Below are 24107 nucleotides of genomic sequence, written 5' to 3' on the forward strand. Positions count from 1 at the left end.
GCCTACCAGCCCAGCAACACAAGCTCGAAGCTGAATCCGGGACCCATGGCCAGCAGCAGGCCCGTCGATCCCCGGTCCGGCGGCTCGGTCAGTGTGCGGTCGAGCACGTCCAGCACGGACGCCGACGAGATATTGCCGTTGTCCCGCATGGACTCCCAACTGTGCCGGAACTCGACGGACGGAACGTCCAGCGCCTCCGACACCGCGTCGAGCACCTTGGGTCCGCCGGGGTGACACACCCAGGTGGACACGTCGGCGGTCGTCAGGCCGTGGTCGGACAAGAAGTCGGTGACCTCGGCACCCAGGTGATCCGAGGCCATCCGCGGAACGTCGCGCGACATCACCAGCTGAAATCCGCTCGCGCTGACATTCCAGCCCATCACGTCGACGGTGTCGGGGAACAGTCTGCTGCGGGTGGCCAGCACCCGCGGCCTGCCGATCAGGTTGGGCCCGGCCGGCGTTCGATTGGCGCCGGTTGCCACGACGGCACCGGCGCCGTCACCGAACAGGCACAGTCCGATCAGCGCCGGGATGGACGTGTCGTCACGTTGCAGGGTCAGCGAACACAGTTCCACCGACAGCAGCAGCGCCACATGGTCGGGGAAACCGCGAAGGTAATCGTGCATCCGGGCCAGGCCGGCGGCACCGCCTACACAACCCAGGCCGAACAGCGGGAGCCGCTTCACGTCGGGCCGCAACCCCAGCCGGGAGAAGATCCGGGCGTCGATCGTCGGAACGGCGACGCCCGTGCTCGACACCGCGATCACGGCATCCACGTCCTCCGGCCGCAGATGGGCGTCGTCCAGCGCTGTGCGTGCGGCACGCTCACCGAGTTCCGTCGCGACCTGCAGGTAGGCCTCGTTCGCCTCGGTGAAGCCCGATAGCGTCGCGTAGCGATCCAGCGGCAGGGCGAGGCTGCGGGTCGCGACCCCGCTGGTGCTTGCGAACCTGGTGAATGCCGGGTCGATGATCGTGCCGAGTTCGCGGACGACCTCGTCCTGCGAATACCGGTGCGGCGTCATTGCCACCCCGGTGCCTGCGATGTGCGGGGCGCCCGGACGCGGGCTGCCGAGCGTGTTGATGAATGGGGTTTCCGATGTATCTGTCATGCCCGTTGAACGCATGACGACACCGAATCAGTTCATCGGAATCGCCATTTGTGAAATACCGCTCTAATTCACTTTCTTTTCACAAATGCGCGCTATAACCGCATGTCAGGCCGCTTTTTCTGGCAAATTACACAGGCCCGATATTCATTTTTCCGGCACTTCCCAGGAATAGTGAGATATCTGTCTGCCGCTTATCTATTCGCTGATGATCTGCTGATACCCGCCGCGGCGGCTGACTCTATGTTGTGGCGGCGGCCTCTTGTTCGCGTTTGATCTCCAGGGCGATGTCGATGAGTTGGTCTTCCTGGCCGCCGATCAGTTTGCGTTGCCCGGCGCGGTGCAACAGCTGATGCGCCGGCACACCGTAGCGCTCGGACTGGCGGATGGCGTGCTTGAGGAAACTGGAATACACCCCCGAATACCCCATGATCAGCGCGTTACGGTCCAACAGGCATTCCGCGGGCATCGCCGGGGCCACGACCTCTTCGGCGGCATCGGCGATCTCGAAGAAATCGATACCGGTCTTCACCCCGATCTTGTCGAACACCCCGATCATCGCCTCCACCGGCGCATTACCCGCACCAGCACCGAACCGGCGGGTACTGCCGTCGATCTGCTTGGCACCCGCACGCACCGCCTCGATGCTGTTGGCCACCCCCAGCCCCAGATTCTCGTGCCCGTGAAAACCGACCTGGGCGTCATCACCGAGCTCGGCGACCAGCGCGGCCACCCGATCGGCGACCTGATCGAGCACCAACGCACCCGCCGAATCCACCACATACACGCACTGACAACCCGCATCGGCCATGATCCGAGCCTGCGCGGCCAGCTTCTCCGGAGAAATGGTGTGACTCATCATCAAGAACCCGACCGTCTCCAACCCGAGCTCACGGGCCAACCCGAAATGCTGGATCGACACATCGGCCTCAGTGCAATGCGTGGCGATCCGGCAGATCTCACCACCATTGTTCTGCGCCTCCTTGATGTCCTCCTTGGTGCCCACACCGGGCAGCATCAAAAAGGCGATCTTGGCGTTCGTGGCGGTCTCGGCGGCGAGCTTGATCAGTTCCTGCTCAGGAGTTTTCGAGAAGCCGTAGTTGAAGCTCGATCCACCCAGCCCGTCACCATGGGTCACCTCGATGACCGGAACACCGGCACTGTCGAGCGCGGCGACGATGGCGCGGACCTCGTCGGTGCTGAACTGGTGGCGCTTGTGATGGGACCCGTCCCGCAACGACGTGTCGGTCATCCGGACATCCCACACCGGGTTGAAGAAGATCTCGCCTGTGCCACTCATGCCTGTGCTCCCGTCGAGACGCGTTCCTTGGCGATCTCCTCGCCCACCTTGGTGGCCGCCGCGGTCATGATGTCCAAATTCCCCGCATAGGGCGGCAGGTAATCCCCGGCGCCCTCCACCTCGACAAACGTGGTCACCAGATGATTGCCCCCGTTGAACACCGTCGGCTCATCGAACTGCGGCTCGTTGAGCAACCGGTAACCAGGCACATAGGTCTGCACCTCGGCCACGACCTCCTTGATCGACGCGGTGATCGCATCATGATCGGCGTCCTCGGGGATCGCGCAGAAAATGGTGTCGCGCATGATCATCGGCGGATCCGCCGGATTCAAAATGATGATCGCCTTACCCGAGCGCGCCCCACCGATATCACGCACACCCGCACTGGTGGTCTTGGTGAACTCATCGATATTGGCCCGCGTCCCCGGACCCGCCGACGCCGAGGACACCGACGCCACGATCTCGGCATAGGACACATCCACCACCCGAGACACCGCATACACCATCGGGATGGTCGCCTGCCCACCACAGGTCACCATGTTCACATTCGGCGCATCCAGATGCGCCCGCAGATTCGCCGGTGGAATCACCCCCGGCCCGACCGCCGCCGGAGTCAGATCGATCGCGGTGATCCCCGCCTCGGCATACCGCGGCGCGGCATCACGGTGCACATAGGCACTGGTCGCCTCGAACACGATATCGGGACGCTCCGACTGGCCCAGCAGCCAATCCACCCCCTCATGGGAGATCTCCAACCCAAGCTTGCGGGCACGGGCCAGACCCTCAGAAGCCGGATCGATCCCGATCATCCAACGCGGCTCCAGCCACTCCGAACGCAACAACTTGTACAGCAGATCGGTGCTGATATTGCCCGACCCCACAATCGCAACACTCAACTTCTCAGCCATATGCGGCTCCTATTCGAAAGAAAGACGAACTGAACCTAGCCCGTCGAAATCTGCTACGAAATCGTCACCGGGACGAGCATCTATCGCACGCATGCATGCACCCGGCAACACGATGTCTCCCGCCTTCAGGCGAACCCCGAACTGATCGACCTTGCGCGCCAACCACGCCACCGAGGTGACCGGGTTGCCCAGTACGGCGTCACTGCGACCTTCGGCGACCACCTCACCGTTGCGTTTAAGCACAGCGCTGATGTTTTTGATGTCAATGTCCTTGGGCGACACTCGTTCCGGGCCCAGCACCCAACCCGCAGACGACGCGTTGTCGGCGATCGTGTCGCACAGCTTGATCTTCCAGTCGGTGATCCGGGTATCGATCAGCTCGATCGACGGTGCGAACGCCGCCGTGGCGGCCAGCACATCGTCCTCGGTGCACCCCGCCCCGGGCAGGTCATCGGCCAGGATGAACCCCACCTCGACCTCGACCCGCGGATACAGAAACCGGCCCGCGGCAACCGGTTTGTCCTCGAAGACCTCCATATCGGCGAGCAGATGACCGTAATCGGGCTCATCCACCCCCATCATCTTCTGCATCGCCTCCGAGGACAGACCCACCTTGTGCCCGATCACCCGCGCGCCCTCGGCAACACGCTGCCGGATGTTGATCAGCTGGATCTCGTAGGCATCGACGACGTCGATATCGGCATACCGATCCGTCAACGGGGTCGTCGGCACCCGGCTACGCTCCGCCTCAGCCAGATCGGCAGCAAGCTCGTCACGGACCTCGACACTGAGCATCTTGGTGAATTCCCCTCATAATCTCTTTAAGCCCTCGACCGGCACAGTTGCGGGCCTGTTGTCGAAAGGCACTGCAATTCTATAACGTGTTCTACATGACTGGACAGGAGTACGACGTCGTCGTGGTCGGTAGCGGCGCTGCCGGCATGGTCGCCGCCCTCACCGCTGCTCACCAGGGTCTCTCGACAGTAGTCGTCGAGAAGGCTCCGCACTACGGTGGTTCCACTGCGCGGTCAGGTGGCGGCGTGTGGATCCCGAACAACGAGATCCTCAAGCGTGACGGGGTCAAGGACACCGCCGACGCGGCACGCCAGTACCTGCACGCCATCATCGGCGACGCGGTGCCGGCCGACAAGATCGACACCTACCTGGACCGCAGTCCGGAGATGCTGTCGTTCGTCCTCAAGAACTCCCCACTCAAGCTGTGCTGGGTGCCCGGCTACTCCGACTACTACCCGGAGACACCGGGCGGTAAGGCGACCGGTCGCTCGGTGGAACCCAAACCGTTCAACGCCAAGAAGCTCGGTGCCGACGAGAAGGGCCTCGAGCCGCCGTACGGCAAGGTGCCGATGAACATGGTGGTGCTGCAGCAGGACTATGTGCGGCTCAACCAGCTCAAGCGCCACCCGCGAGGTGTGCTGCGCAGCATCAAGGTCGGCGTGCGCTCCGTCTGGGCCAACGCGACCGGCAAGAACCTGGTCGGCATGGGCCGGGCGCTGATCGCTCCGCTGCGCATCGGGCTGCAGAAGGCCGGCGTGCCGGTGCTACTCAACACCGCGCTCACCGATCTGTACGTCGAGGACGGCGTGGTGCGCGGGATCTATGTCCGTAACACCCAGGACCCCGAAAGCGCTGAGCCGACGCTGATCCGGGCCCGCAAGGGTGTGATCCTGGGTTCCGGCGGGTTCGAGCACAACGAACAGATGCGGGTGAAGTACCAACGCGCTCCGATCACCACCGAATGGACCGTGGGCGCTGCCGCCAACACCGGCGACGGCATCCTCGCCGCCGAAAAGCTCGGTGCCGCACTGGAGCTCATGGAGGACTCGTGGTGGGGCCCGACGGTCCCACTGGTCGACGCGCCGTGGTTCGCGCTGTCGGAGCGCAATTCGCCCGGGTCGATCATCGTCAACATGTCCGCCAAGCGGTTCATGAACGAGTCGATGCCCTATGTCGAGGCCTGCCACCACATGTACGGCGGCCAGTACGGGCAGGGCGAGGGCCCCGGCGAGAACGTGCCGGCCTGGCTGGTCTTCGACCAGCAGTACCGCGACCGCTACATCTTCGCGGGGCTGCAACCCGGACAACGCATCCCGAAGAAGTGGTTGGAGTCCGGCGTCGTGGTCAAGGCTGCGACCCTGGCCGAGCTGGCGGAGAAGACCGGGCTGTCCGCGGAGGCGCTGGCCGCCACCGTCGACCGCTTCAACGGGTTCGCACGCTCGGGCGTCGACGAGGACTTCCACCGCGGCGACAGCGCCTATGACCGCTACTACGGCGACCCCACCATCAAGCCCAACCCGAATCTGGGCGAGATCAAGCACGGCCCCTTCTACGCCGCGAAGATGGTGCCCGGCGATCTCGGCACCAAGGGCGGCATCCGCACCGACAACGACGGGCGCGCGCTGCGTGACGACAACTCCGTGATCGAAGGGCTCTACGCCGCAGGTAATGTCAGCTCGCCGGTGATGGGCCACACCTATCCCGGCCCGGGCGGGACCATCGGGCCCGCCATGACCTTCGGATACCTGGCTGCGCTCGCGATTGCCGGAAAGGGCTGATATGCCGATCGATGTCGAAAAGGCGCTCGCCGCCGATCTGGAGCCCATCGAGTTCTCCTGGACCAGCAGCGATATCCAGCTGTACCACCTCGGACTCGGTGCCGGCGCCGACCCGATGGATGAGCGCGAGCTGCGTTACCTGACCGACAACACCCCGCAGGTGCTGCCCACGTTCGGCAATGTCGCGGTCAGCTTCCACATGACCGAGGCGCCGACGGTGCAGTTCCCCGGTATCGACATCGAGTTGTCCAGGGTGCTGCACGCCAGCGAGGGCGTGACGGTCCCCGGGCCCATCCCGACCAGCGGCAAGGCCTGGTCCAAGCAGCGCTTCACCGAGATCTGGGACAAGGGCAAGGCCGCCGTCATCGTCAGCGAATCCACCGTGACCGATGAGTCCGGCACGGTGCTGTGGACGACGAAGCGCTCCATCTTCGCCCGCGGCGAGGGCGGATTCGGCGGTGAGCGTGGGCCGTCCACCTCCGTCGAACTGCCCGCTCGCGCACCGGATGCCGAGATCGCCATCCCGACGCTGCCCCAGCAGGCTCTGCTGTACCGGCTGTGCGGGGACCGCAATCCGCTGCACTCCGATCCGGCCTTCGCCAAGGCCGCCGGATTCGATCGGCCGATCCTGCACGGGCTGTGCACCTACGGCATCGGCGCCAAGGCCATCGTCGACCATTTCTTCGACGGCGATGTCCTGCAGGTCGGGACCTACGGCGCCCGGTTCGCCGGCACCGTCATCCCCGGCGAGACGTTGCAGGCCAACATCTGGCACCAGGACGGCAAGTACATCGGGACCCTCACCGCCCCCAGCCGGGACAACACCGTTGTGCTCTCCGGCGTGGAGCTGATTCCGGCCGGCTAGATCCCACCCGTGGAAGCGGTGATCCCGCACCGCGGCCCGGGCCGTCCGAAGTGCTGTTGCCCAGGTCCGTTGGCGGTACGCTTGCTGCGGATCTGGACACGCCGACCGGGCGATGCGGTATCCGAGCCACGGGAGGCGGTGCCTTGTGCCCTCCCCTCCCGGCCCCGGCCCCGCCGACCGGACCGACATCCGGGCCCGCTTCCTCGTCGTTGTGGGTCAGACACCGACCGACCTGCAGGGCGCCGAGCAACTGTGCACCGCCTGTCTGGCGACACTCCCGGTGCAACGGGTTGGCATCTCTGTCATATCCGGCGACGAGGGACACGAATTCCTTTGCGCAAGTGACGATGTCGCGGAACGGATGGAGTGGGCTCAGATCTCCTTGGGCGAAGGGCCCGCCGTGGCGGCCTTCACGACCGGAGGCCCGGTCTCCACACCGGATGCGGCGATGCCAGACACCCGGTGGCCCCTTCTCGCCCGGGAACCGGAGGCGGCCGACGCGGGTGCCGTCTACGCGCTACCGCTACAGCTCGGGGCGATCCGGGTCGGGGTCCTCAGCCTTTACCTGGAACCCGGAGCCCGGCTGAGCGCACAGGATTTCGGCGATGCCATCGCGGTCGCGGATCTCATCACGTCGCTGCTGCTCGCATCGGGCACCACCGACGAGGCGGATGCACTCGATCATTGGTGGGTCCAACCGCAGTCTTCGCGGGAGATCCATCAGGCCACCGGAATGGTGGTCGCGCAACTGGGTGTGAGTGCCCGCGACGCGTACGCGCTGTTGCAGGGGTATGCCTTCGCCCGGGGCCGCGGGCTCGATGAGGTGGCAGCCGAGGTGGTGCACCACCGCCTGCGCATCGACGTGGATCCAGAGGATGACCAGGCCCCGGCGTCATGACCAGACCGAATGAACACCGGGCCACGTCGTGGCAGAATGCCGTAGGGGGAAAAATGGACCGTTACGAAGGTTTGGCCCGCGCGTTCGTGGGATTGGCGGACACGCTGGTCGCGGATTTCGACGTGGTCGAGCTGGCCCAGCAGCTGGTGGAGAACGCCATGACGCTGCTTCCGATCGACGCCGCGGGGATCGTCCTCGCCGATGTGCACGGCAGGTTTCAGGTGCTGGCTTCCAACAGCGAACAGACGCGCTTGCTGGAGCTGTTCCAGATTCAGCATGACAACGGCCCGTGCCTGCTCTCCTACCGCACCGGCGAGCAGGTGGTCGTCGAGGACCTGCGGATCAGCATCGACCGCTGGCCGGAGTTCGCCGCGCGGGCCATCGAATACGGTTTCCTGTCGGTTCACGCGCTGCCGCTACGCTTGCGCAACGATCGCGTGGGCGCGTTGAACCTGTTTCGCTTCGAGTCGGGCAAGATGTCCGATGCCGATATCGCGATCGGCCAGGCGCTCGCCGACGTGGCGACGATCGGGATCGTCCATCAACGCGTCGCGCTGCAGTCCGATGTCCTCAATCAGCAACTGCAAACCGCGCTGAACACGCGGACGGTCATCGAGCAGGCCAAGGGAGTTCTCGCTGAGCGCGGCGGTGTCGACATGGACGCGGCATTCCGTCTGTTGCGCGGATACGCCAGACGCAACAACAGGCGACTCGCCGAGCTCGCACGATCAGTCGTCGACGGCGCCGATACCGCGGAGATCCTGAACCCGAGCTGAGCCCGTGATCGCCCGGTCACGCTTCTCGACCAACACTTTGTCGGGCACGTGAGCTGTGAGTCGTGAGAGGGTGGTCCGCTCCACCCAATCGAGGATCTTCCGGGCTGAGCCGTCCCAGGAATGGCGGCCTGCGTTCAGAAAAGCCCGACACTTCAAGTCTTCGACAAGTCCGACCTCCCGGTCGAGCCGGTCCAGCTGAGTCGTCAACGTGTCCGGATCATCGGGATCGAAGTAGAGCGCGCTGTCGCCGCAAACCTCTGGCAGTGCAGCGGAATCCGCACACACAACCGGGCAGCCGATGGCCTGCGCCTCGAGCACCGAAAGTCCGAAGCCGGCGTATGAGGTGGGCACGACGAACGCTTGACAATGCCGATACAGCCACACCAACTCGGCATCGGTCACCTGTTCGGCGCACACCACCGATGGATTCACCGCCAGCTCTGACCCGTTCATCCCGACGATGACCACCCGGCGGCCCGAGCGCGCCATCGTCGCCGCCGCGACAGCGATGTTCTCGTGCGGCGCCGCGGTACCGATCAGGAGGTGATAGTCCCGGTGCATCGGCAGTGCGGGCCGGACTGGTTCCACGTCGTCCAGTGAATCGGCCGCCCCACCCGCCACGATGAACCGTTCGACATCGACCCTCAACACATCCGCGAGTTCGTGTGCGCTGTACACGGATCCGGTGAGCACACCATCGGCCGTTCTGGCGAGCCACCGGTAAGTCAGTTCGTGAAGCAGGCGGTAACGCCGGCTGAATCCGGACGGACGACGGAAAGGTGTGGCATCGTGCATCGTCACCAATTGTCGGCGCTTGAGGATCGGCGCGCTGCCCTCCAACGTCAGGAGCACCGCGTCGGCAGTAGCCGCTGGGAGGTAGACCTGTTCGAACACCCTGCCGCTGAACATGGACCGTCGGATCTCGATGTGGTTGACCCCGGTCCAGGCAGAGATTGCCACATCCGCGTCGGCGGGTACGTGCAGAATCAGATCGATCCGTTCGGTAGATGCCAACGCCCGCAACATCTCCGAGGCGGAGCGACCGGCGAATGTTCTGCGGTGCGCCAGCCAGGCTCCGTTGACGTGAAGTTGACGCGCCGACCGGCGGCAAGCGCGGACACCGAGATTCCATGCCCGCTCACGATCTGTCCGCCTCCGATCCGGATGCCACAGCGCCAGCCGGTATACCGCGGCCGCCAGTGCCGAATTCATCGAGCCCCCTCACCCCACACGACGCGCGTAAACAATCACTGCCGACCTGCCACGCTGACCGGTGAATAGGTCCGGTGATCTATCGAATAGCCGTGTAAAACAAAGACACTCGCGGACACAACGACGGCCGCCCCCTGGGCGGCCCAGTCACGACCTACCATTGCGCGCACCCCGTTCACGCCGTCACCCCACCCCCAATGGGTAGCCCACCAAACGATGAGCTAGTTCTGAGGTTTGACGCGAACCCGGAGACTCAGCGGACCCCTCAGACCGTTCAGAACTCCGACCAACTGTGCTTCAGCCTGCGCAACCAGGGTCTGGGGTGGCGAGATGGCTCTCACATTAAGTGACGGTGTGACAAGTCCGCAAGGTTTCTGCCATGTCGGCGCACGCATCCATGGCGGAGGTATGTCCTTTCGCCACAACCTCGCCGCGAATTCAACGATGGTTATACCGTCGGCATCCCCTGGCGACCACCGCGGCCGTCAATCCAGTCGTCCATGGCAATGGCGTTGGCGCAAAGGACCATTCGCTTCGCCAGGCGCTCCCGACCGAGACCGCAGGAACACGTGTGAAGGTAGACGGCCGACTACACCCGCGTGGACAGGTCCTCTCCACCGGTCGGGCGCGACGGACCATGCGGTGCGACGGGCGCGGGCCCCGCGGTGGAACCACCGGCCGCCGCCTGCTCGCGCGAATCGAGCGCCGACTGGCGCTGATCCTGTTGCTGATCGCGGGCGTCCTGGCCCGCCTGGCGCTGGTCCTGCTGATCTTCGCGTTGGTTCTGCTGCTCTTCGCGGGCGTTCTGCTGAGTGTCCCGCTGCTCGGGTGTCGGTGCACCGGGCACACCGGGCGGCGGGCCGCCCGCAGGCCCTCCCGGTTCCTGTTCCTGGCCCTGCTGCGCGGCCTGGGTACCCTGCTGCACCGCGCCCTGCGCCGCCTGCATCGCCTGCTGCATCAGCTGGCCGAAGCCACCGCCCTGGCCACCGCCGCCACCACCCTGACCACCTCCGAGGCTGCTCGCCGCCTGCTGCGGCATCTGGGCCAACTGTCCGAGCTGGCCGGTGAGCTGTCCCAGCATGTCGCCGGACTGGCCGACCGACTGACCGGCCGATTCGTCGCCCACGTTATAGGCGGCCTGCGCCGCTCCGACCTTGCCGGAGAACGTGTTCTCCTTGGTGGCAAGCGAAGTCACGTTGGCCGTCATCGATGCTTCCAGCGTGGGGAGCACGGCCGCGATCGTCATGCTCATCGCATCGGCGCCGGGCGGGATGACCGGCATGGGCGGTAACTCCACCGACGCCGCGCTCCAGCTGATGCCCTCAGGTTTGCGAAGTGGGCTCGACATTGCTGCTCACCAATCCTCGTCGACGTCGTCTTCGGCCAGGTCGTGTTCCAGGGCCTCGGGCAGCGCCAAGCCAGTTGTCGTGCCCCCGCTGGTCCCGCGCTGCCCCATCATCGGCCCCATGCCGCCCCCCATTCCGCCACCGACCGCCACCGGCGCCATACCGCCGATCGCACCGCTGCCGGCACCTGCTCCGGGCGCCGGAGCCACCGACACGGGCACGGTGCTTCCGACCAGACTGGCCATCAGCGGTGACTGCGCGGGCCCACCGCCACCACCGGGCAGTCCGGCAGCACGCACCATGCCCGCTCCGGCTCCCGCCCCGCCGCCACCGGCCAATGGGTGGTTGGAGAACGCCGAAAAGGGCGACACCCCACCGAGACCCGCTCCGCCGCCGCCCTGGCCGAACATCGAGGTGAGCTGCTGCAGCGGCTGGCCCAGGGTCTGCGCGAGCTGCTGCGGGGCCTGGGTCACCTGACCCATGGCCTGACCGAGCATCTGCGGGATCTGACCGACCAGACCGGCCAGCTGACCCATCATCTGCATTGCCTGCGACGGGTCCTGGCCGGCGACCTGCTGCGGCCCCACCGGCGGTGTTCCCGTGCTGGGCGTGCTCGCCGGGGCGCCGATGCTGTTGGCCATCGTGCTCGCATTGGCCGTCACCGTGGCCGAATTCTGCGACAGCCCCAGCATGATCCGGCTCTGCACCAACGCCTGGGTGTTGCTGACCGGCATCGACTGGATCGCCATGCACTCGGCCTGGGTTTCCTGGGCGACGATGTTCGCCATCGTCTTGGTCTGGATGACGGCGGCCTCCATGGTGCGCAGCTTGGCCGCGATGGCAGCGGCCTGAGCGGCGTTGGCCTCGTGCCCACCGATGATCGTGGTGGCTTCACCGGCGGCGGCCATCGAACCGCCACCCTCCCAGGTGTCGGTGAGTTTCATCAGCTGGCTCTGTTGCTGGGGTACCACGGTGCCGCCGATCTTGGCCGCAAGTGCCTCGTACTGCGCTGCCGCCGCGGCCAGCGCGTTCTCGTCGACGTTCGGCCACCCCGGGCCGGTGACCGTCTGCCCCCCGTATGGGCTCACATCGGGCTGGATCCCCATGGCCTCGAGATTACCGTGCCCCCGACCGGGCTCGGCACACTAATTACCCGAGGATCAGACCCGAGGTCGGCACGCCCGTACCTGCCGTGACCAGCACGTGCTCCACGTTGTCGACCTGGTTGACCGAGGTTCCGCGCAACTGCCGCACACCCTCGGCGATGCCGTTCATACCGTGGATGTACGCCTCACCGAGCTGTCCGCCGTGGGTGTTGATCGGCAGTCGCCCACCCAGCTCGATGGCGCCCCCGGCGATGAAGTCCTTGGCCTCACCCTTACCGCAGAAGCCGAGCTCTTCCAACTGGATGAGTGTGTAGGGGGTGAAGTGGTCGTACAGGATCGCGGTCTGGATATCGGCAGGCGACAGTGCGCTCTGCTCCCAGAGCTGGCGGCCGACGAGTCCCATCTCGGGCAGCCCGAGCTCATCGCGGTAGTAGGAGTACATGGTGAACTGGTCGGCGCCGGCGCCCTGAGCGGCGGCCTCGATGATCGCCGGCCGGTGCTTGAGGTCCTTTGCCCGCTCCGGGGTGGTGACCACGATCGCCACCCCGCCGTCGGTTTCCTGGCAGCAGTCCAGCAGCCGCAGCGGCTCGGCGATCCACCGCGAGTTCTGGTGGTCCTCGATGGTGATCGGCTTGCCGTAGAAATGTGCCTTCGGGTTGTTCGCGGCGTGCTTACGGTCGGCGACCGAGACGGCACCGAAATCGGCGCTGGTGGCGCCGTATTCGTGCATGTAGCGTTGCGCGATCATCGCCACCGAGGCGGCCGGGGTGCTCAGCCCGTGCGGGTAGGACCAGCTGTACTCCACACCGCGGGAATCGGCGTTGACGGTCAGGCCGCTCATCACCTGACCGAAGCGGAACTCCGAGCGCTCGTTGAAGGCCCGGTAGGCCACCACGACCTCCGCGACACCCGTCGCGACCGCCAGGGCTGCCTGCTGCACCGTCGCGGCCGCGGCGCCGCCGCCGTAGCCGATCTGGCTGAAGAACTTCAGATCCCCGATCCCGGTCGAACGTGCGACGGCCGTCTCCAGGTTGGAGTCCATCGTGAAGGTCACCAGTCCGTCGACATCGGCCGGGGTCAGGCCCGCGTCGTCGAGCGCGTCCAGCACCGCCTCGGCGGCCAGCCGCAGCTCGCTGCGGCCGGAGTTCTTGGAGAAGTCGGTGGCGCCGATACCGGCGATCGCCGCCTTTCCGGACAACCCAGCCTTGCTCGACATCATCGCTTGTCTCCCAATGTCAGAGTGGACGTGGCGATGACGTGGTTGCCGAGGCTGTTGGCGCCCACCACCTTCAGCGTCACCAGATCACCGTCGACGGCGGTGACCTCACCGGTGAACGTGATGGTGTCGTATGCGTACCACGGCACCCCGAGGCGGAGCTTGATCGACCTGACGACGGCGTTCGGGCCGGCCCAGTCGGTGACATAGCGCCCCACCAGACCGGTGTCGGTCAGGATGTTGACGAAGATGTCCTTGGACCCCTTGGCCTGCGCCTTGTCCCGGTCGTGGTGCACGTCCTGGTAGTCGCGCGTCGCGATGGCGGTCGACACGATGAATGTCGGATCACCGTAGATCTTCAGCTCGGGCAGCGTGGTGCCCACGGTCACGCTCACGCGGTGGCCTCCCATGCGTACAGAGTCCAGGCCGGGCTGACATCGCTGTCCGGGAAGTCGAGATACGTTGCGCGCACCGGCATTCCGATCTTCACATCCGCGGGGTCGATACCGCGCAGCTCACCGAGCATCCGGACGCCTTCGTCGAGTTCGACCAGCGCGATAACGAAGGGCAGCGTGCGCCCGGGCACCTTCGGCGCGTGATGCACGACGTAGCTGAACACCGTTCCCTTGCCGGAGGCCACGACGTAATCGGGGGGCGCATCTTTGTCGGCCCAGACCGCGGGAACCGGCGGATGCTGCAGCGTCCCGTCCGGACGGCGCTGGATCCGCAACTCGTGGGCGTTGATGCCGTCCCAGAAGAATTTGGTGTCGCGCGAGGACGACGGCCGCATCAGTTTGTCCGGGTCGAGATCCTCCGGTATGGCCGCGGTCTGCGCTGCCCCTTGGCTGGCGGCAGGAAGGAACTTCATGATGCGCCAGTCCATTTCGGCGACCTCTTCATCACCGACATGCCAGCGGATCTTCTGATTGATGAAGTAGCCCTCGCCCAGCGCGGTCTGCTTGGGCCCCACCACATCGGTGATCTCGGCGCTCATGGCGACGAGCTCGCCCGGCTTCAGGTAGCGGTGATAGGTCTGATCGCAGTTGGTGGCGACCACGCCGACATATCCGGCATCATCGAACAGCGTCATGGCCCGTGCCAGTGGATCGTCATCGGAGCGCGTACGCCCCAGACCCATCATGGTCCAGACCTGGATCATGGCCGGCGGCGCGACGATGCCGTCATAGCCGGCCGCCTTGGCGGCGTCCTCGTCGACGTAGATCGGATTGGTGTCACCGATCGCATCGGTCCAGTGGTGAATCATCGGCTGGTTCACCGGGTCCCGGGCGATGGTCGGCTCGCCCCGTCCCGCGGCGACGATCGCGTCGATGCCCTCTTGCAAGCTCATCAGCGCCCTCTGCTCTTCGCGCAAGCGCTCATCACCGCGGCACCCGCGGCACCTTGAGCCCCGATGCCGCGATCATCTCGCGCATCACCTCGTTGACACCACCGCCGAAGGTGATCACCAGGTTGCGTTTGGTCATCTTGTCCAGCCAATCCAGCAGCCGGCCGGTCTCCGGGTCGGCGGGGTTGCCGTACCGGCCGACGAGCTCCTCGGCGAGCCGGCCGACCTCCTGGATCCGTTCCGTGGAAAAGACTTTCGTCGCCGCTGCGTCGGCCACCGCAATGGTCTCACCGGAGGCCGCGACCTGCCAGTTCAGCAGTTCGTTCACCCGCCAGATCGACTTGATCTGGCCGAGCAGACGCCGTGCACCCTCCTGCTCCAGCGGTATGACGCCGTCCGAACCGGGCTTGGCCGCCCACTCGTGGACCTCGTCGTAGATGCCGGCGATGCGCCCGGCCGGTCCCAGCCCGACGCGCTCATGGTTGAGCTGGGTGGTGATGAGTTTCCAGCCTCCGTGCTCCTCACCGACCAGCATGTCGGCGGGCACCCGCACCTCGTTGTAGTAGGAGGCATTCGTGTGATGCGCCCCGTCGGACAGGATGATCGGCGTCCAGGAGTAGCCGGGATCCTTGGTGTCGACAATCAGGATCGAAATGCCCTTGTGCTTGGCCGCTTCCGGATCGGTACGGCAGGCCAGCCAGATGTAATCGGCATCGTGGGCCCCGGTGGTCCACATCTTCTGACCGTTGACGATGTATTCGTCGCCGTGCCGAACGGCGGATGTCCGCAGGGACGCCAGGTCGGTGCCGGCCTCCGGTTCCGAGTAGCCGATCGCGAAATGTATTTCGCCGGCCAGGATCCCGGGCAGGAACTTCTTCTTCTGCGTCTCGGTGCCGTGCACCTGCAGGGTGGGCCCGACGGTCTGCAGCGTCACCATCGGCAGCGGCACATCGGCCCGGTTGGCCTCGTTGACGAAGATCTGCTGTTCGATCGGCCCGAAGCCGAGGCCGCCGTACTCCTTGGGCCAGCCGACACCGAGTTTGCCGTCCGAGCCCATCCGCTTGATCACCGTGCGGTAGGCCTCGTTGTGCCGGTCGGACTCCATCGCAGCCGCCTCTTCGGGCGTGATGAGAGTCGAGAAGTACTCGCGCAGTTCAGATTGCAGTGACCGCTGCTCCGAGGTCAGTTCGATGAACATTACGCTCCTACCAGATCGAGCCTGTACGACGGACCGCCCAGCAACCGGGTCAGATCCTTGATCGACGAGAAGTAGCGGTTCATCGGGTAGGTGATGTCCATACCCATGCCGCCGTGCAGGTGATGACACAGCCGCATCGCCGGCGGCGCCTGCGATGTCAGCCAGTAGCCGAGCAACGCCAGATCATCCTCGGTATCCAGGCCCTCGACAAGCCGCCACACCACCGAGGTGGACACCAGCGAGATGGTCCGCGAAGCGATGTAGATCTCGGACAGCTGAGCGGCGACCGTCTGGAAGGTCGACAGCGGCCGGCCGAACTGCTCGCGGGTGGCCACGTAGTCCGCGGTGAGCCGCAGTGCACCGGCAACCAGCCCGGCTGCGAAGGCACCGATGGCCGCCAGCGCCAACTGGTTCACCCGGGTGACGCTCGCGCCCTTCAGGACGCCGTCGATCTCGGCGTCCTCGAACACCACCACGTATTCGTCGGATCCGTTGGAGGCCGGGGTCTTGGTCAGCGTGACACCGTGGGCCTGCGGCGAGATCACCACCACCGCGCCCGCCGCCGTGACGACCAGCCATTGCGCTGACTCGGCATAGGGCACACCGATTTTGGTACCGCTGAGCTTCCCGTCGGTCAGCGTCACCGACGGTTTCTCCGGCAACGTCGTCCCGGGCTCGTTGAGCGCGGCGGACAGCACCGCGCCCTCGGCCACGCCGGCCAGGTAGCGATCCTGCTGCGACTCGGAGGCGAGATCCAGCAGCGGCACCAGGCCCAGACCGAGGGTGGCCAGCGCCTGACCAACGGTGCCGTGCCGGCCGATCTCGGTCAGGGCGGTCGCCACCTCGGCCAGCCCCAGCCCGTCACCACCGAGCCGCTCGGGCACGGCGAGCGCGGCGACGCCACCGGAAACCAGTGCATCCCAACTATTTTCCCGGTCCAGCACGGAGGTCACCACATCGGCGACAGCCTGCTGCTCCGGATTCGGCGAGAAGTCCACCCGTTCGCTCCTTGGTATGTACTAGTTGGAGACGGCTGATCCGGCGCCGGTGTAGTCGACCTGCCAGTGCTTGATGCCGTTGAGCCAGCCCGACTTCAGCCGCTCGGGATCGCCGACGGGCTTGATGTCGGGCATCACATCGGCGATGGCGTTGAAGATCAGGTTGATGGTCATCCGCGCCAGGTTGGCGCCGATGCAGTAGTGCGCACCGGTGCCGCCGAAGCCGACGTGCGGGTTCGGGTCGCGCAGGATGTTGAACTGCTCCGGGTTCTCGAACGCGTCCTCGTCGAAGTTGGCCGAGCGGTAGGACATCACCACCCGCTCACCCTTCTTGATCTTCACCCCGTTCAGCTCGGTGTCCTCCAGGGCGGTGCGCTGGAATGCCGAAACGGGTGTGGCCCAACGGATGATCTCGTCGGCCGCAGTGCCCGGGCGCTCCTTCTTGTACAGCTCCCACTGTTCGGGGTGCTGCGCGAAGGCGATCATGCCGTGCGTCGTCGAGTTGCGGGTGGTCTCGTTGCCGGCCACCGCCAGCATGATCACGAAGAACCCGAACTCGTCATCGGAGAGCTTCTCGCCGTCGATGTCGGCTTCGATCAGCTTCGTCACGATGTCCTCGGTCGGGTTCTTGGACCGGTCCTCGGCCATTTTCATGGCGTAGGTGATCAGCTCGAAGGAGGACATCGCCGGATCGACGTCGGCGTACTCCTCGTCCTCGCCGGCGGTCATCTCGTTGGACCAGCGGAACAGCTTGTCACGGTCCTCCTGCGGCACGCCGAGTAGTTCGGCGATGGCCTGGAGCGGGAGCTCGCTGGCGACCTGCTCGACGAAATCACCGACCCCGCCGGCCGCGGCGGTCTCGGCGATCTTGCGGGCGCGTGCCCGCAGCTCGTCTTCGAGCCGGCCCACCGCGCGCGGGGTGAAACCGCGAGAGATGATCTTGCGCAGCCGGGTGTGCTGCGGGGCGTCCATGTTCAGCAGCACGGCCTTCTGCAGGTCGATGGCGTCGCGCTGCATCTCCTGCGGCCAGACCGGGATGGCGCCGTCGGGCGAGCTGCCGAACACATCGCTGCGCTTGGACACCTCTTTGACATCGGCATGCTTGGTGACGATCCAGTAGCCCTTGTCGCCGAAGCCGCCGGTTCCCCCCGGCACATCGACCCAGTGGATGGGTTCGGATTTTCGAATCTCCGCCAACTCTTCTACGGGCAGCCGTTCGAGGTTGAGGCTCGCGTCGAGCGGATCGAAGCCGTCGGGCAGGTTCGGGCTGGCCATGCAGATGATCTCCTTTGCGCAAAGTCCGCGCACATGTCGGGGTTGGAACAATTCCTTCTAGTGCCACTTGCGAACCATTGAAACATGCCTTCACCGCAGATAAAAGGCGTGGGGGCATCGTCGCTTGTCAGACTAATGAAACGTGTTCTAGCCTGACATCATGGGTAATCCTGTCATCGTCGAAGCCACCCGCAGCCCGATCGGCAAGCGCAATGGATGGCTGTCCGGTCTGCACGCCACCGAACTCCTGGGCGCGGTCCAGAAGGCTGTCGTCGAGAAGGCCGGTATCGATCCCGGTGATGTCGAGCAGCTCATCGGCGGCTGCGTCACCCAGTTCGGCGAGCAGTCCAACAACATCACCCGGGTCGGCTGGCTGACCGCGGGCCTGCCCGAGCACGTCGGCGCCACCACCATCGACTGCCAGTGCGGCAGCGCCCAGCAGGCCAACCATCTGATCGCCGGTCTGATCGCCACCGGCGCCATCGACATCGGGATCGCGTGCGGTGTCGAAGCGATGAGCCGGGTCGGCCTCGGCGCCAACGCTGGACCCGATCGCAGCATCATCCGCGCCTCGTCGTGGGATATCGACATGCCGAACCAGTTCGAGGCCGCCGAACGCATCGCCAAACGCCGCGGGATCACCCGCGCCGACCTCGACGCGCTCGGTCTGGCGTCGCAGGCCAAGGCCAAGCGGGCCTGGGCCGAGGGCCGTTTCGACCGCGAGATCTCCCCGATCTCCGCTCCGGTGCTCGACGAGAACAAGCGTCCGACCGATGAGTGGGCGCTGGTGACCCGCGATCAGGGGTTGCGCGACACCACCGCCGAAGGGTTGGCAGCGCTGAAACCGGTGATGGAGGGTGCCAGCCATACCGCCGGCACCTCCTCGCAGATCTCCGACGGCGCGGCCGCGGTGCTCTGGATGGATGAAGACGTCGCCAAAGCTCACGGCTTGAAGCCGCGGGCGCGGATCGTCGCGCAGGCCAACGTCGGCGCCGAGACCTACTACCACCTGGACGGCCCGGTGCAGTCGACGGCCAAGGTGCTGGAGAAGGCCGGCATGAAGATGGGCGATATCGACCTGGTCGAGATCAACGAGGCGTTCGCGTCGGTGGTGCTGTCCTGGGCACAGGTACACGGCGCCGATATGGACAAGGTGAACGTCAACGGTGGTGCCATCGCGCTCGGACATCCCGTCGGCTCCACCGGCGCCCGGCTGATCACCACCGCTCTGCACGAACTGGAGCGCACCGGGAAGAGCACCGCGCTGATCACCATGTGCGCCGGTGGCGCTTTGTCTACGGGCACCATCATCGAGCGGATCTGAGCCGTCCATGACCGCTACCGATGCCGAGCGCATCGCGGCCGCCCAGTCCTACATCGACGCGCTGTCCACCCATCGGGCCGATGCGGTCCCGTTCGCACCGGACTGCATCCGCATCGAGATGGGGCTCAAGACCGGACGCTCGGGAGATCACCTGCGGCGCAGTCTGAACAACGGCCCCCAGTTCAAGCTGATCGAACAGACCACGCCACCCACCTTCACCGTCGACGGTGACCACATCCGGGCCGAGTTCGACGTGCTGACCAAACCGCGACTGTTCGGCCGCCGGGTCTGCTCACACGTCGACGAGACGTTTCTGATCCCCGCCGACGATCCCCGGATCCACCACATCCGGGCGTCGCTGAAGCCGTTCATCGGCCGATAGGTTCAGCCCATGCCAGATAAACCCAAGCCGCTCAACCCCAAACAGGTCGAACGGCTCAATGCGCCGGCCACCGGGACCGCCATCAAGTGGATGTCACGCGCCCAGACCTGGATCTTCAAGAAGACGAATGGCAAGTTCGGCAACAAGTTCCTGCACGGTGCCGAGGTCGGCATCCTCACCACCATCGGGCGCAAGTCCGGAGAGCCCAGGGACAGTCCGCTGCTGTTCCTGCAGGAGGGCACGCGCATCGTCTTGGTTGCCTCCCAGGGCGGCCGGGCGACCAACCCCATGTGGTACCTGAACATCAAGGCCAACCCGAACGTCTCCTTTCAGACCAAGAAGGAGAAGCTGGAGTTGGTGGCCCGCGAAGCCACCGACACCGAACGTGACCAGTACTGGCCCAAGCTGGACGCAATGTACGCCGACTTCGCCAATTACCGGTCCTACACCGATCGCAAGATCCCGATCCTCATCTGCGATCCCGCGTAGCTGGCTACTGTGATCCGATGGTCACGCGGTTGCACGGACAGTCACTGAAACTCCTGCTCGCGGCGCTGACCGCAGGCGTCCTGTTCGTGATCACCGCCCTGCCTGCGGCCGCCATGACGGTGACCTTTGTCCGGCACGGCGAGTCCGAGGCCAACGCGTCGCACACGATCGACAACTCGATTCCCGGTGCCCCGCTGACGCCGCTGGGCCAGACACAGGCGGCGGCGGTGGCGGCAGCGCTGGCCGCCGGCGGTGTCGCCTATGACGCCATCTACGCGTCGAACATGCGGCGCACCACCGAAACCGCGGCGCCGTTCGCGGCCGCCAGCGGGCTCACCCCCACCGTGCTGCCCGGATTCCGGGAGATCAACGCGGGCTGGTTCGAGCGATCGTCGGATTCCGGACTCGGCGGGATCGGCTACGTGCTGGCGCCCGCGCTGTGGACGCTGGGTGCACGGTCGGTGCCGGTGCCCGGCGGTGGTGACGGCAATGCCTTCGACGCACGCATGGACGCCGCCTTGAAGATCGTCGAGGAGTCCGGGGCGCAGAATCCCGTCGTGTTCTCCCACGCCGCGACGATCATGTTCTGGACGATGATGAACGTCGACAACCCGGACCTGGGGCTGATGCTGCGCCACCGGTTGGACAACACCGGGATCGTGGTCGTGGAGGGCAGCGCCGAGGAGGGCTGGACGCTGAAGACCTGGGCGGGTCTGCCGGTCGGACCGGCCAGCCTGGGCACCAAGCTGTTCGTCAATGCCCGCGACCTCGTGGTGACACCGCAGACCGCGGCCCACAACGTGGTGCGGGCATTTGGCACCGGGGATATCGCCCAGATCGCGACGGCCATCCGCGACGGCGTGGGCGCCGTCGTGCGGGCCCCGATCACGTTCACGGTCGCGGTGGTGCGCGATGTCGTCGACGAGGTCACGAGGAAGATCCGGCCGAGCGCTCCGGACACCACGACCACCGACGCGCTGGCAACGACCGCGCAGGCCCGGACCACGGCGCCGGAGGCGGCGGACGCCGTGGCACCCGAACCGGAGAACGCCGCGCCGGTCAAGAAGCTGCGGACCGCACGTACGGTGAAGAAGCCCGGCCGTCCCAGCGTGGCGTTCACCGAAAAAGACCCGCGCACAGCCGATCTCAGGACCGACCGCAAGGTCTCTCCGATCACCCCCAAGCAGGCGGCGCGCCCGGAGAGCAAGCCGGCCGATGGCGATTCAGGCGCCGAGAAAGAAGCCGCCTGACCCTGCGCCGCAGCGGGTTTCAGGCTCCGAACACCGGCATCGGTGTCCGGGATTTGGCCAGCAGGTCGGTGACCACCGGGCCGAGTTCGGCCGGATCCCACTTCGCGCCCTTGTCGATCTCGCCGCCGCGCGCCCAGCCTTCGGCCACCCGGATGATGCCGCCTTCGACCTCGAAGATCCGGCCGGTGACGTCACGGGATTCGACGCTGCCGAGCCAGACGACCAGCGGGGAGATGTTCTCCGGCGCCATCGCATCGAAGGCGGCGTCCTGGGTCGACATCATCTCGGCGAACACGGTTTCGGTCATCCGGGTGCGGGCGGACGGTGCGATGGCGTTCACGGTGACGCCGATGCGGCCCATCTCGGCCGCCGCGACCAGGGTCAGCGCGGCGATACCGGCCTTGGAGGCGCTGTAGGTCGCCTGCCCGACGCTGCCCTGCAGACCCGCACCCGAGCTGGTGTTGATGATGCGGGCATCGACCGCGTGACCGGCCTTGGACTGGGCGCGCCAGTAGGCACCGGCATGCTTCATGGTGGCGAAATGCCCCTTGAGATGCACCGCGGTGACGGCGTCGAACTCCTCTTCGGTGGCGTTGACGAACATCCGGTCCCGGACGATGCCGGCATTGTTGACCAGGACGTCGAGGCCGCCGAAGGAGTCGACGGCAGTCTGGATGAGCCCCTCGGCCTGACCCCAGTCCGCGACATTGGCACCGCTGGTGACGGCTTCGCCACCGGCGGCGGCGATCTCGTCGACCACGGTCTGCGCGGCGCTGCCGCCGCCGGCCGGTGAACCGTCGAGTCCCACACCGATGTCGTTGACCACCACGCGTGCGCCCTCGGCGGCGAAGGCGAGCGCGTGTTCGCGCCCGATACCGCCACCGGCACCCGTCACGATGACTACCCGGCCGTCAAGCAAACCCATTGCTGTTCTCCTTTATTTGATGTCCGCGGTAGTGGTCGACAGGTAGTGCGGTGGCTCGCCGCCGCCGTGCACCTGCAATGACGCACCACTGATATAGGAAGCCGCTTCGGATGCCAGAAACGCGGTGGCCCAGCCGATATCGGCAGGCTTGGCCAGACGCCCCAGCGGCACATTCTTCGAAATGGCCGCGATCGAGTCTGCGTCGCCGTAGAACAACTCGGCCTGTTCGGTCTCGACCATGCCGACGACCACCGAGTTGACCCGCACCTTGGGGGCCCATTCCACGGCCAGGGTCGAGGTGAGGTTGTCGATGCCGGCCTTGGCGGCGCCGTAGGCGGCCGTGCCCGGTGTGGGGCGGTGCCCACTGACGCTGGAGATGTTGACGATGGAACCGCCGGAATCCTGGCTCTGCATGACCGCGTTGGCATGCGTGGAGACCGACAGTGCGCCGATCAGATTGAGTTCGATGATCTTCGTGCTGAACTTTGCCGAGGCATCGGCGGCCAGCACATAGGGCGAACCGCCGGCATTGTTGACCACCACATCCAAGCGGCCGTGCTGGGCGACGATCGCACCGATGAGGGCACGCACCGAGTCGTCGTCGCGGATGTCGCACGGGTGGAACTCGTACGGCGAACCCGGTACCGGGCGGCGCGCGCACGTCACCACGGTGGCGCCCTGAGCAGCGAAGACGGCGCTGATCCCGGCACCGACGCCGCGCACTCCGCCGGTCACCAGCACCACCCGGCCGTCCAGTTGCAGATTGATTCCAGCCGCGTCAGTCACTGTGCTAGCGTACCAAGCAAGTGCTTGCTTAGGTAGCGACCCCTCCAGGAAGTGACTTGTGTCAGACAAAACGAAGACCATCACCACCGCGACAGTCGAACCGGGCATCGTCTCGGTGACCGTGAACTACCCGCCCGTCAACGCCATCCCGTCTCGCGGTTGGTTCGAACTCGGCGACGCCATCACCGCCGCGGGACGTGACCGCAGCACCCACGTGGTGATCCTGCGCGCGGAGGGACGCGGCTTCAACGCCGGCGTGGACATCAAGGAAATGCAGAACACCGAGGGCTTCACCGCGCTCATCGACGCCAACCGTGGCTGCTACCACGCGTTCAAGGCGGTCTACGAGTGCGAGGTACCGGTGATCGCGGCCGTGAACGGCTTCTGCGTCGGCGGCGGTATCGGCCTGGTCGGCAACGCCGATGTCATCGTCGCCTCCGATGACGCCAAGTTCGGCCTGCCCGAGGTGGAGCGCGGCGCACTCGGTGCGGCCACCCACCTGTCGCGGCTGGTCCCCCAACATCTGATGCGCCGACTGTTCTTCACCGCAGCCACCGTGGATGCGAACACACTGCACCACTTCGGGTCCGTGCACGAGGTCGTGCCGCGCGCCGATCTCGACGAGTCCGCGCTGCGGGTGGCCCGCGATATCGCCAGTAAGGACACCCGGGTGATCCGGGCCGCCAAGGAAGCGCTGAACTTCATCGACGTGCAGCCGGTCACCGCGAGATACCGCATGGAACAGGGCTTTACGTTCGAGCTGAACCTGGCGGGCGTGTCCGACGAGCACCGCGACGCATTCGCCGGAACCGACAAGGGAACCAAATAG

At 65.9% G+C, this 24107-nt stretch carries 24 protein-coding genes; 9 read left to right on the forward strand and 15 right to left on the reverse strand.

The window, feature by feature from the left end:
- Positions 1-2: 2 nt before the first annotated feature.
- The 4 genes from C6A86_RS25160 to C6A86_RS25175 form a co-directional block, all read right to left on the reverse strand.
- On the reverse strand, positions 3-1109 hold the full coding sequence (locus tag C6A86_RS25160; RefSeq protein WP_105363980.1) for a type III polyketide synthase: 1107 nt from the start codon (positions 1107-1109) through the stop codon (positions 3-5).
- A 238-nt stretch (positions 1110-1347) separates the two neighbouring features.
- Complete coding sequence (dmpG, locus tag C6A86_RS25165; RefSeq protein ID WP_311100911.1) at positions 1348-2406, reverse strand: 4-hydroxy-2-oxovalerate aldolase; 1059 nt, start codon at positions 2404-2406, stop codon at positions 1348-1350.
- Complete coding sequence (locus C6A86_RS25170; protein WP_311100912.1) at positions 2403-3314, reverse strand: acetaldehyde dehydrogenase (acetylating); 912 nt, start codon at positions 3312-3314, stop codon at positions 2403-2405. Before C6A86_RS25170 ends, dmpG begins: the two co-directional genes overlap by 4 nt.
- A 9-nt stretch (positions 3315-3323) precedes the next feature.
- On the reverse strand, positions 3324-4109 hold the full coding sequence (locus C6A86_RS25175; RefSeq protein WP_105361751.1) for a 2-keto-4-pentenoate hydratase: 786 nt from the start codon (positions 4107-4109) through the stop codon (positions 3324-3326).
- Between the two features lie 95 nt (positions 4110-4204).
- Here C6A86_RS25175 and kstD point away from each other — a divergent pair, with 95 nt between their 5' ends.
- The 4 genes from kstD to C6A86_RS25195 all read left to right on the forward strand — a co-directional run bounded on the left by kstD (position 4205) and on the right by C6A86_RS25195 (position 8426).
- Positions 4205-5887, forward strand: coding sequence for a 3-oxosteroid 1-dehydrogenase (kstD, locus tag C6A86_RS25180; protein WP_105361752.1), 1683 nt, complete (start codon positions 4205-4207; stop codon positions 5885-5887).
- Position 5888: 1 nt separating this feature from the next.
- Positions 5889-6752 (forward strand): MaoC/PaaZ C-terminal domain-containing protein, encoded by an 864-nt coding sequence (locus tag C6A86_RS25185; RefSeq protein WP_105361750.1) that lies wholly within the window; start codon positions 5889-5891, stop codon positions 6750-6752.
- A 145-nt stretch (positions 6753-6897) separates the two neighbouring features.
- Positions 6898-7650: a GAF and ANTAR domain-containing protein gene (locus C6A86_RS25190; RefSeq protein WP_158263228.1), complete on the forward strand. Its 753-nt coding sequence runs from the start codon at positions 6898-6900 to the stop codon at positions 7648-7650.
- 71 nt (positions 7651-7721) lie between these two features.
- Positions 7722-8426 carry a GAF and ANTAR domain-containing protein gene (locus tag C6A86_RS25195; RefSeq protein ID WP_311100913.1) on the forward strand — a complete coding sequence of 235 codons (705 nt, stop codon included), beginning with the start codon at positions 7722-7724 and terminating at the stop codon, positions 8424-8426.
- On the opposite strand, the gene C6A86_RS25200 is transcribed toward C6A86_RS25195, so the two are convergent.
- From C6A86_RS25200 to C6A86_RS25240, 9 genes are all read right to left on the reverse strand, one after another.
- Positions 8379-9638 carry a glycosyltransferase family 1 protein gene (locus tag C6A86_RS25200; RefSeq protein ID WP_105361747.1) on the reverse strand — a complete coding sequence of 420 codons (1260 nt, stop codon included), beginning with the start codon at positions 9636-9638 and terminating at the stop codon, positions 8379-8381. The genes C6A86_RS25195 and C6A86_RS25200 overlap by 48 nt on opposite strands.
- Before the next feature lie 589 nt (positions 9639-10227).
- Positions 10228-10986 carry a hypothetical protein gene (locus tag C6A86_RS25205; RefSeq protein WP_105361746.1) on the reverse strand — a complete coding sequence of 253 codons (759 nt, stop codon included), beginning with the start codon at positions 10984-10986 and terminating at the stop codon, positions 10228-10230.
- A gap of 6 nt (positions 10987-10992) precedes the next feature.
- Positions 10993-12090 (reverse strand): hypothetical protein, encoded by a 1098-nt coding sequence (locus C6A86_RS25210; RefSeq protein ID WP_311100914.1) that lies wholly within the window; start codon positions 12088-12090, stop codon positions 10993-10995.
- A 43-nt stretch (positions 12091-12133) separates the two neighbouring features.
- Positions 12134-13306 (reverse strand): lipid-transfer protein, encoded by a 1173-nt coding sequence (locus tag C6A86_RS25215; RefSeq protein WP_105361798.1) that lies wholly within the window; start codon positions 13304-13306, stop codon positions 12134-12136.
- Positions 13306-13695: a MaoC family dehydratase gene (locus C6A86_RS25220; RefSeq protein ID WP_396835396.1), complete on the reverse strand. Its 390-nt coding sequence runs from the start codon at positions 13693-13695 to the stop codon at positions 13306-13308. Before C6A86_RS25220 ends, C6A86_RS25215 begins: the two co-directional genes overlap by 1 nt.
- A gap of 2 nt (positions 13696-13697) precedes the next feature.
- A complete protein-coding gene (locus C6A86_RS25225; protein WP_105361796.1) occupies positions 13698-14654 on the reverse strand; it encodes a bifunctional MaoC family dehydratase N-terminal/OB-fold nucleic acid binding domain-containing protein in 957 nt (318 codons plus the stop codon).
- Between the two features lie 31 nt (positions 14655-14685).
- Positions 14686-15849 carry an acyl-CoA dehydrogenase FadE29 gene (fadE29, locus tag C6A86_RS25230; protein WP_105361795.1) on the reverse strand — a complete coding sequence of 388 codons (1164 nt, stop codon included), beginning with the start codon at positions 15847-15849 and terminating at the stop codon, positions 14686-14688.
- Positions 15849-16847, reverse strand: a complete 999-nt coding sequence (locus C6A86_RS25235) for an acyl-CoA dehydrogenase family protein (protein ID WP_105361794.1) — start codon at positions 16845-16847, stop codon at positions 15849-15851. Before C6A86_RS25235 ends, fadE29 begins: the two co-directional genes overlap by 1 nt.
- Before the next feature lie 21 nt (positions 16848-16868).
- Complete coding sequence (locus C6A86_RS25240; RefSeq protein WP_105361800.1) at positions 16869-18122, reverse strand: cytochrome P450; 1254 nt, start codon at positions 18120-18122, stop codon at positions 16869-16871.
- Between the two features lie 160 nt (positions 18123-18282).
- Between C6A86_RS25240 and C6A86_RS25245 the strand changes: the two genes are divergently transcribed.
- From C6A86_RS25245 to C6A86_RS25260, 4 genes are read left to right on the forward strand one after another with little or no spacing between them, the layout of a single operon-like run.
- Entirely contained in the window at positions 18283-19446 is a 1164-nt protein-coding gene (locus C6A86_RS25245; RefSeq protein WP_311100915.1) for a steroid 3-ketoacyl-CoA thiolase, read from the forward strand.
- Positions 19447-19453: 7 nt separating this feature from the next.
- Entirely contained in the window at positions 19454-19828 is a 375-nt protein-coding gene (locus tag C6A86_RS25250; RefSeq protein ID WP_105363933.1) for a hypothetical protein, read from the forward strand.
- A gap of 9 nt (positions 19829-19837) precedes the next feature.
- Complete coding sequence (locus C6A86_RS25255) at positions 19838-20317, forward strand: nitroreductase family deazaflavin-dependent oxidoreductase (RefSeq protein ID WP_105363932.1); 480 nt, start codon at positions 19838-19840, stop codon at positions 20315-20317.
- A gap of 17 nt (positions 20318-20334) precedes the next feature.
- Positions 20335-21567, forward strand: a complete 1233-nt coding sequence (locus C6A86_RS25260) for a histidine phosphatase family protein (protein WP_199196241.1) — start codon at positions 20335-20337, stop codon at positions 21565-21567.
- Positions 21568-21586: 19 nt separating this feature from the next.
- On the opposite strand, the gene C6A86_RS25265 is transcribed toward C6A86_RS25260, so the two are convergent.
- Both C6A86_RS25265 and C6A86_RS25270 read right to left on the reverse strand, forming a co-directional pair.
- Positions 21587-22492, reverse strand: coding sequence for an SDR family oxidoreductase (locus tag C6A86_RS25265; protein WP_105363931.1), 906 nt, complete (start codon positions 22490-22492; stop codon positions 21587-21589).
- 12 nt (positions 22493-22504) lie between these two features.
- On the reverse strand, positions 22505-23278 hold the full coding sequence (locus C6A86_RS25270) for an SDR family oxidoreductase (protein WP_105363930.1): 774 nt from the start codon (positions 23276-23278) through the stop codon (positions 22505-22507).
- Positions 23279-23357: 79 nt separating this feature from the next.
- On the opposite strand from C6A86_RS25270, the gene echA20 reads away from it, so the two are divergent.
- Positions 23358-24107 (forward strand): (7aS)-7a-methyl-1,5-dioxo-2,3,5,6,7,7a-hexahydro-1H-indene-carboxyl-CoA hydrolase, encoded by a 750-nt coding sequence (gene echA20 / locus C6A86_RS25275; protein WP_199196242.1) that lies wholly within the window; start codon positions 23358-23360, stop codon positions 24105-24107.

Source organism: Mycobacterium sp. ITM-2016-00316, assembly GCF_002968335.2.
Classification (GTDB): domain Bacteria; phylum Actinomycetota; class Actinomycetes; order Mycobacteriales; family Mycobacteriaceae; genus Mycobacterium.

Excerpts from the sequence above, each read along its gene's own strand:
- C6A86_RS25160 (WP_105363980.1), bottom strand. The coding sequence starts at position 1,109 with ATGACAGATACATCGGAAACCCCATTCATCAACACGCTCGGCAGCCCG.
- dmpG (WP_311100911.1), bottom strand. The coding sequence starts at position 2,406 with ATGAGTGGCACAGGCGAGATCTTCTTCAACCCGGTGTGGGATGTCCGG.
- C6A86_RS25170 (WP_311100912.1), bottom strand. The coding sequence starts at position 3,314 with ATGGCTGAGAAGTTGAGTGTTGCGATTGTGGGGTCGGGCAATATCAGC.
- C6A86_RS25175 (WP_105361751.1), bottom strand. The coding sequence starts at position 4,109 with ATGCTCAGTGTCGAGGTCCGTGACGAGCTTGCTGCCGATCTGGCTGAG.
- kstD (WP_105361752.1), top strand. The coding sequence starts at position 4,205 with ATGACTGGACAGGAGTACGACGTCGTCGTGGTCGGTAGCGGCGCTGCC.
- C6A86_RS25185 (WP_105361750.1), top strand. The coding sequence starts at position 5,889 with ATGCCGATCGATGTCGAAAAGGCGCTCGCCGCCGATCTGGAGCCCATC.
- C6A86_RS25200 (WP_105361747.1), bottom strand. The coding sequence starts at position 9,638 with ATGAATTCGGCACTGGCGGCCGCGGTATACCGGCTGGCGCTGTGGCAT.
- C6A86_RS25205 (WP_105361746.1), bottom strand. The coding sequence starts at position 10,986 with ATGTCGAGCCCACTTCGCAAACCTGAGGGCATCAGCTGGAGCGCGGCG.
- C6A86_RS25210 (WP_311100914.1), bottom strand. The coding sequence starts at position 12,090 with ATGGGGATCCAGCCCGATGTGAGCCCATACGGGGGGCAGACGGTCACC.
- C6A86_RS25215 (WP_105361798.1), bottom strand. The coding sequence starts at position 13,306 with ATGTCGAGCAAGGCTGGGTTGTCCGGAAAGGCGGCGATCGCCGGTATC.
- C6A86_RS25225 (WP_105361796.1), bottom strand. The coding sequence starts at position 14,654 with ATGAGCTTGCAAGAGGGCATCGACGCGATCGTCGCCGCGGGACGGGGC.
- fadE29 (WP_105361795.1), bottom strand. The coding sequence starts at position 15,849 with ATGTTCATCGAACTGACCTCGGAGCAGCGGTCACTGCAATCTGAACTG.
- C6A86_RS25240 (WP_105361800.1), bottom strand. The coding sequence starts at position 18,122 with ATGGCCAGCCCGAACCTGCCCGACGGCTTCGATCCGCTCGACGCGAGC.
- C6A86_RS25245 (WP_311100915.1), top strand. The coding sequence starts at position 18,283 with ATGGGTAATCCTGTCATCGTCGAAGCCACCCGCAGCCCGATCGGCAAG.
- C6A86_RS25250 (WP_105363933.1), top strand. The coding sequence starts at position 19,454 with ATGACCGCTACCGATGCCGAGCGCATCGCGGCCGCCCAGTCCTACATC.
- C6A86_RS25255 (WP_105363932.1), top strand. The coding sequence starts at position 19,838 with ATGCCAGATAAACCCAAGCCGCTCAACCCCAAACAGGTCGAACGGCTC.
- C6A86_RS25260 (WP_199196241.1), top strand. The coding sequence starts at position 20,335 with ATGGTCACGCGGTTGCACGGACAGTCACTGAAACTCCTGCTCGCGGCG.
- C6A86_RS25265 (WP_105363931.1), bottom strand. The coding sequence starts at position 22,492 with ATGGGTTTGCTTGACGGCCGGGTAGTCATCGTGACGGGTGCCGGTGGC.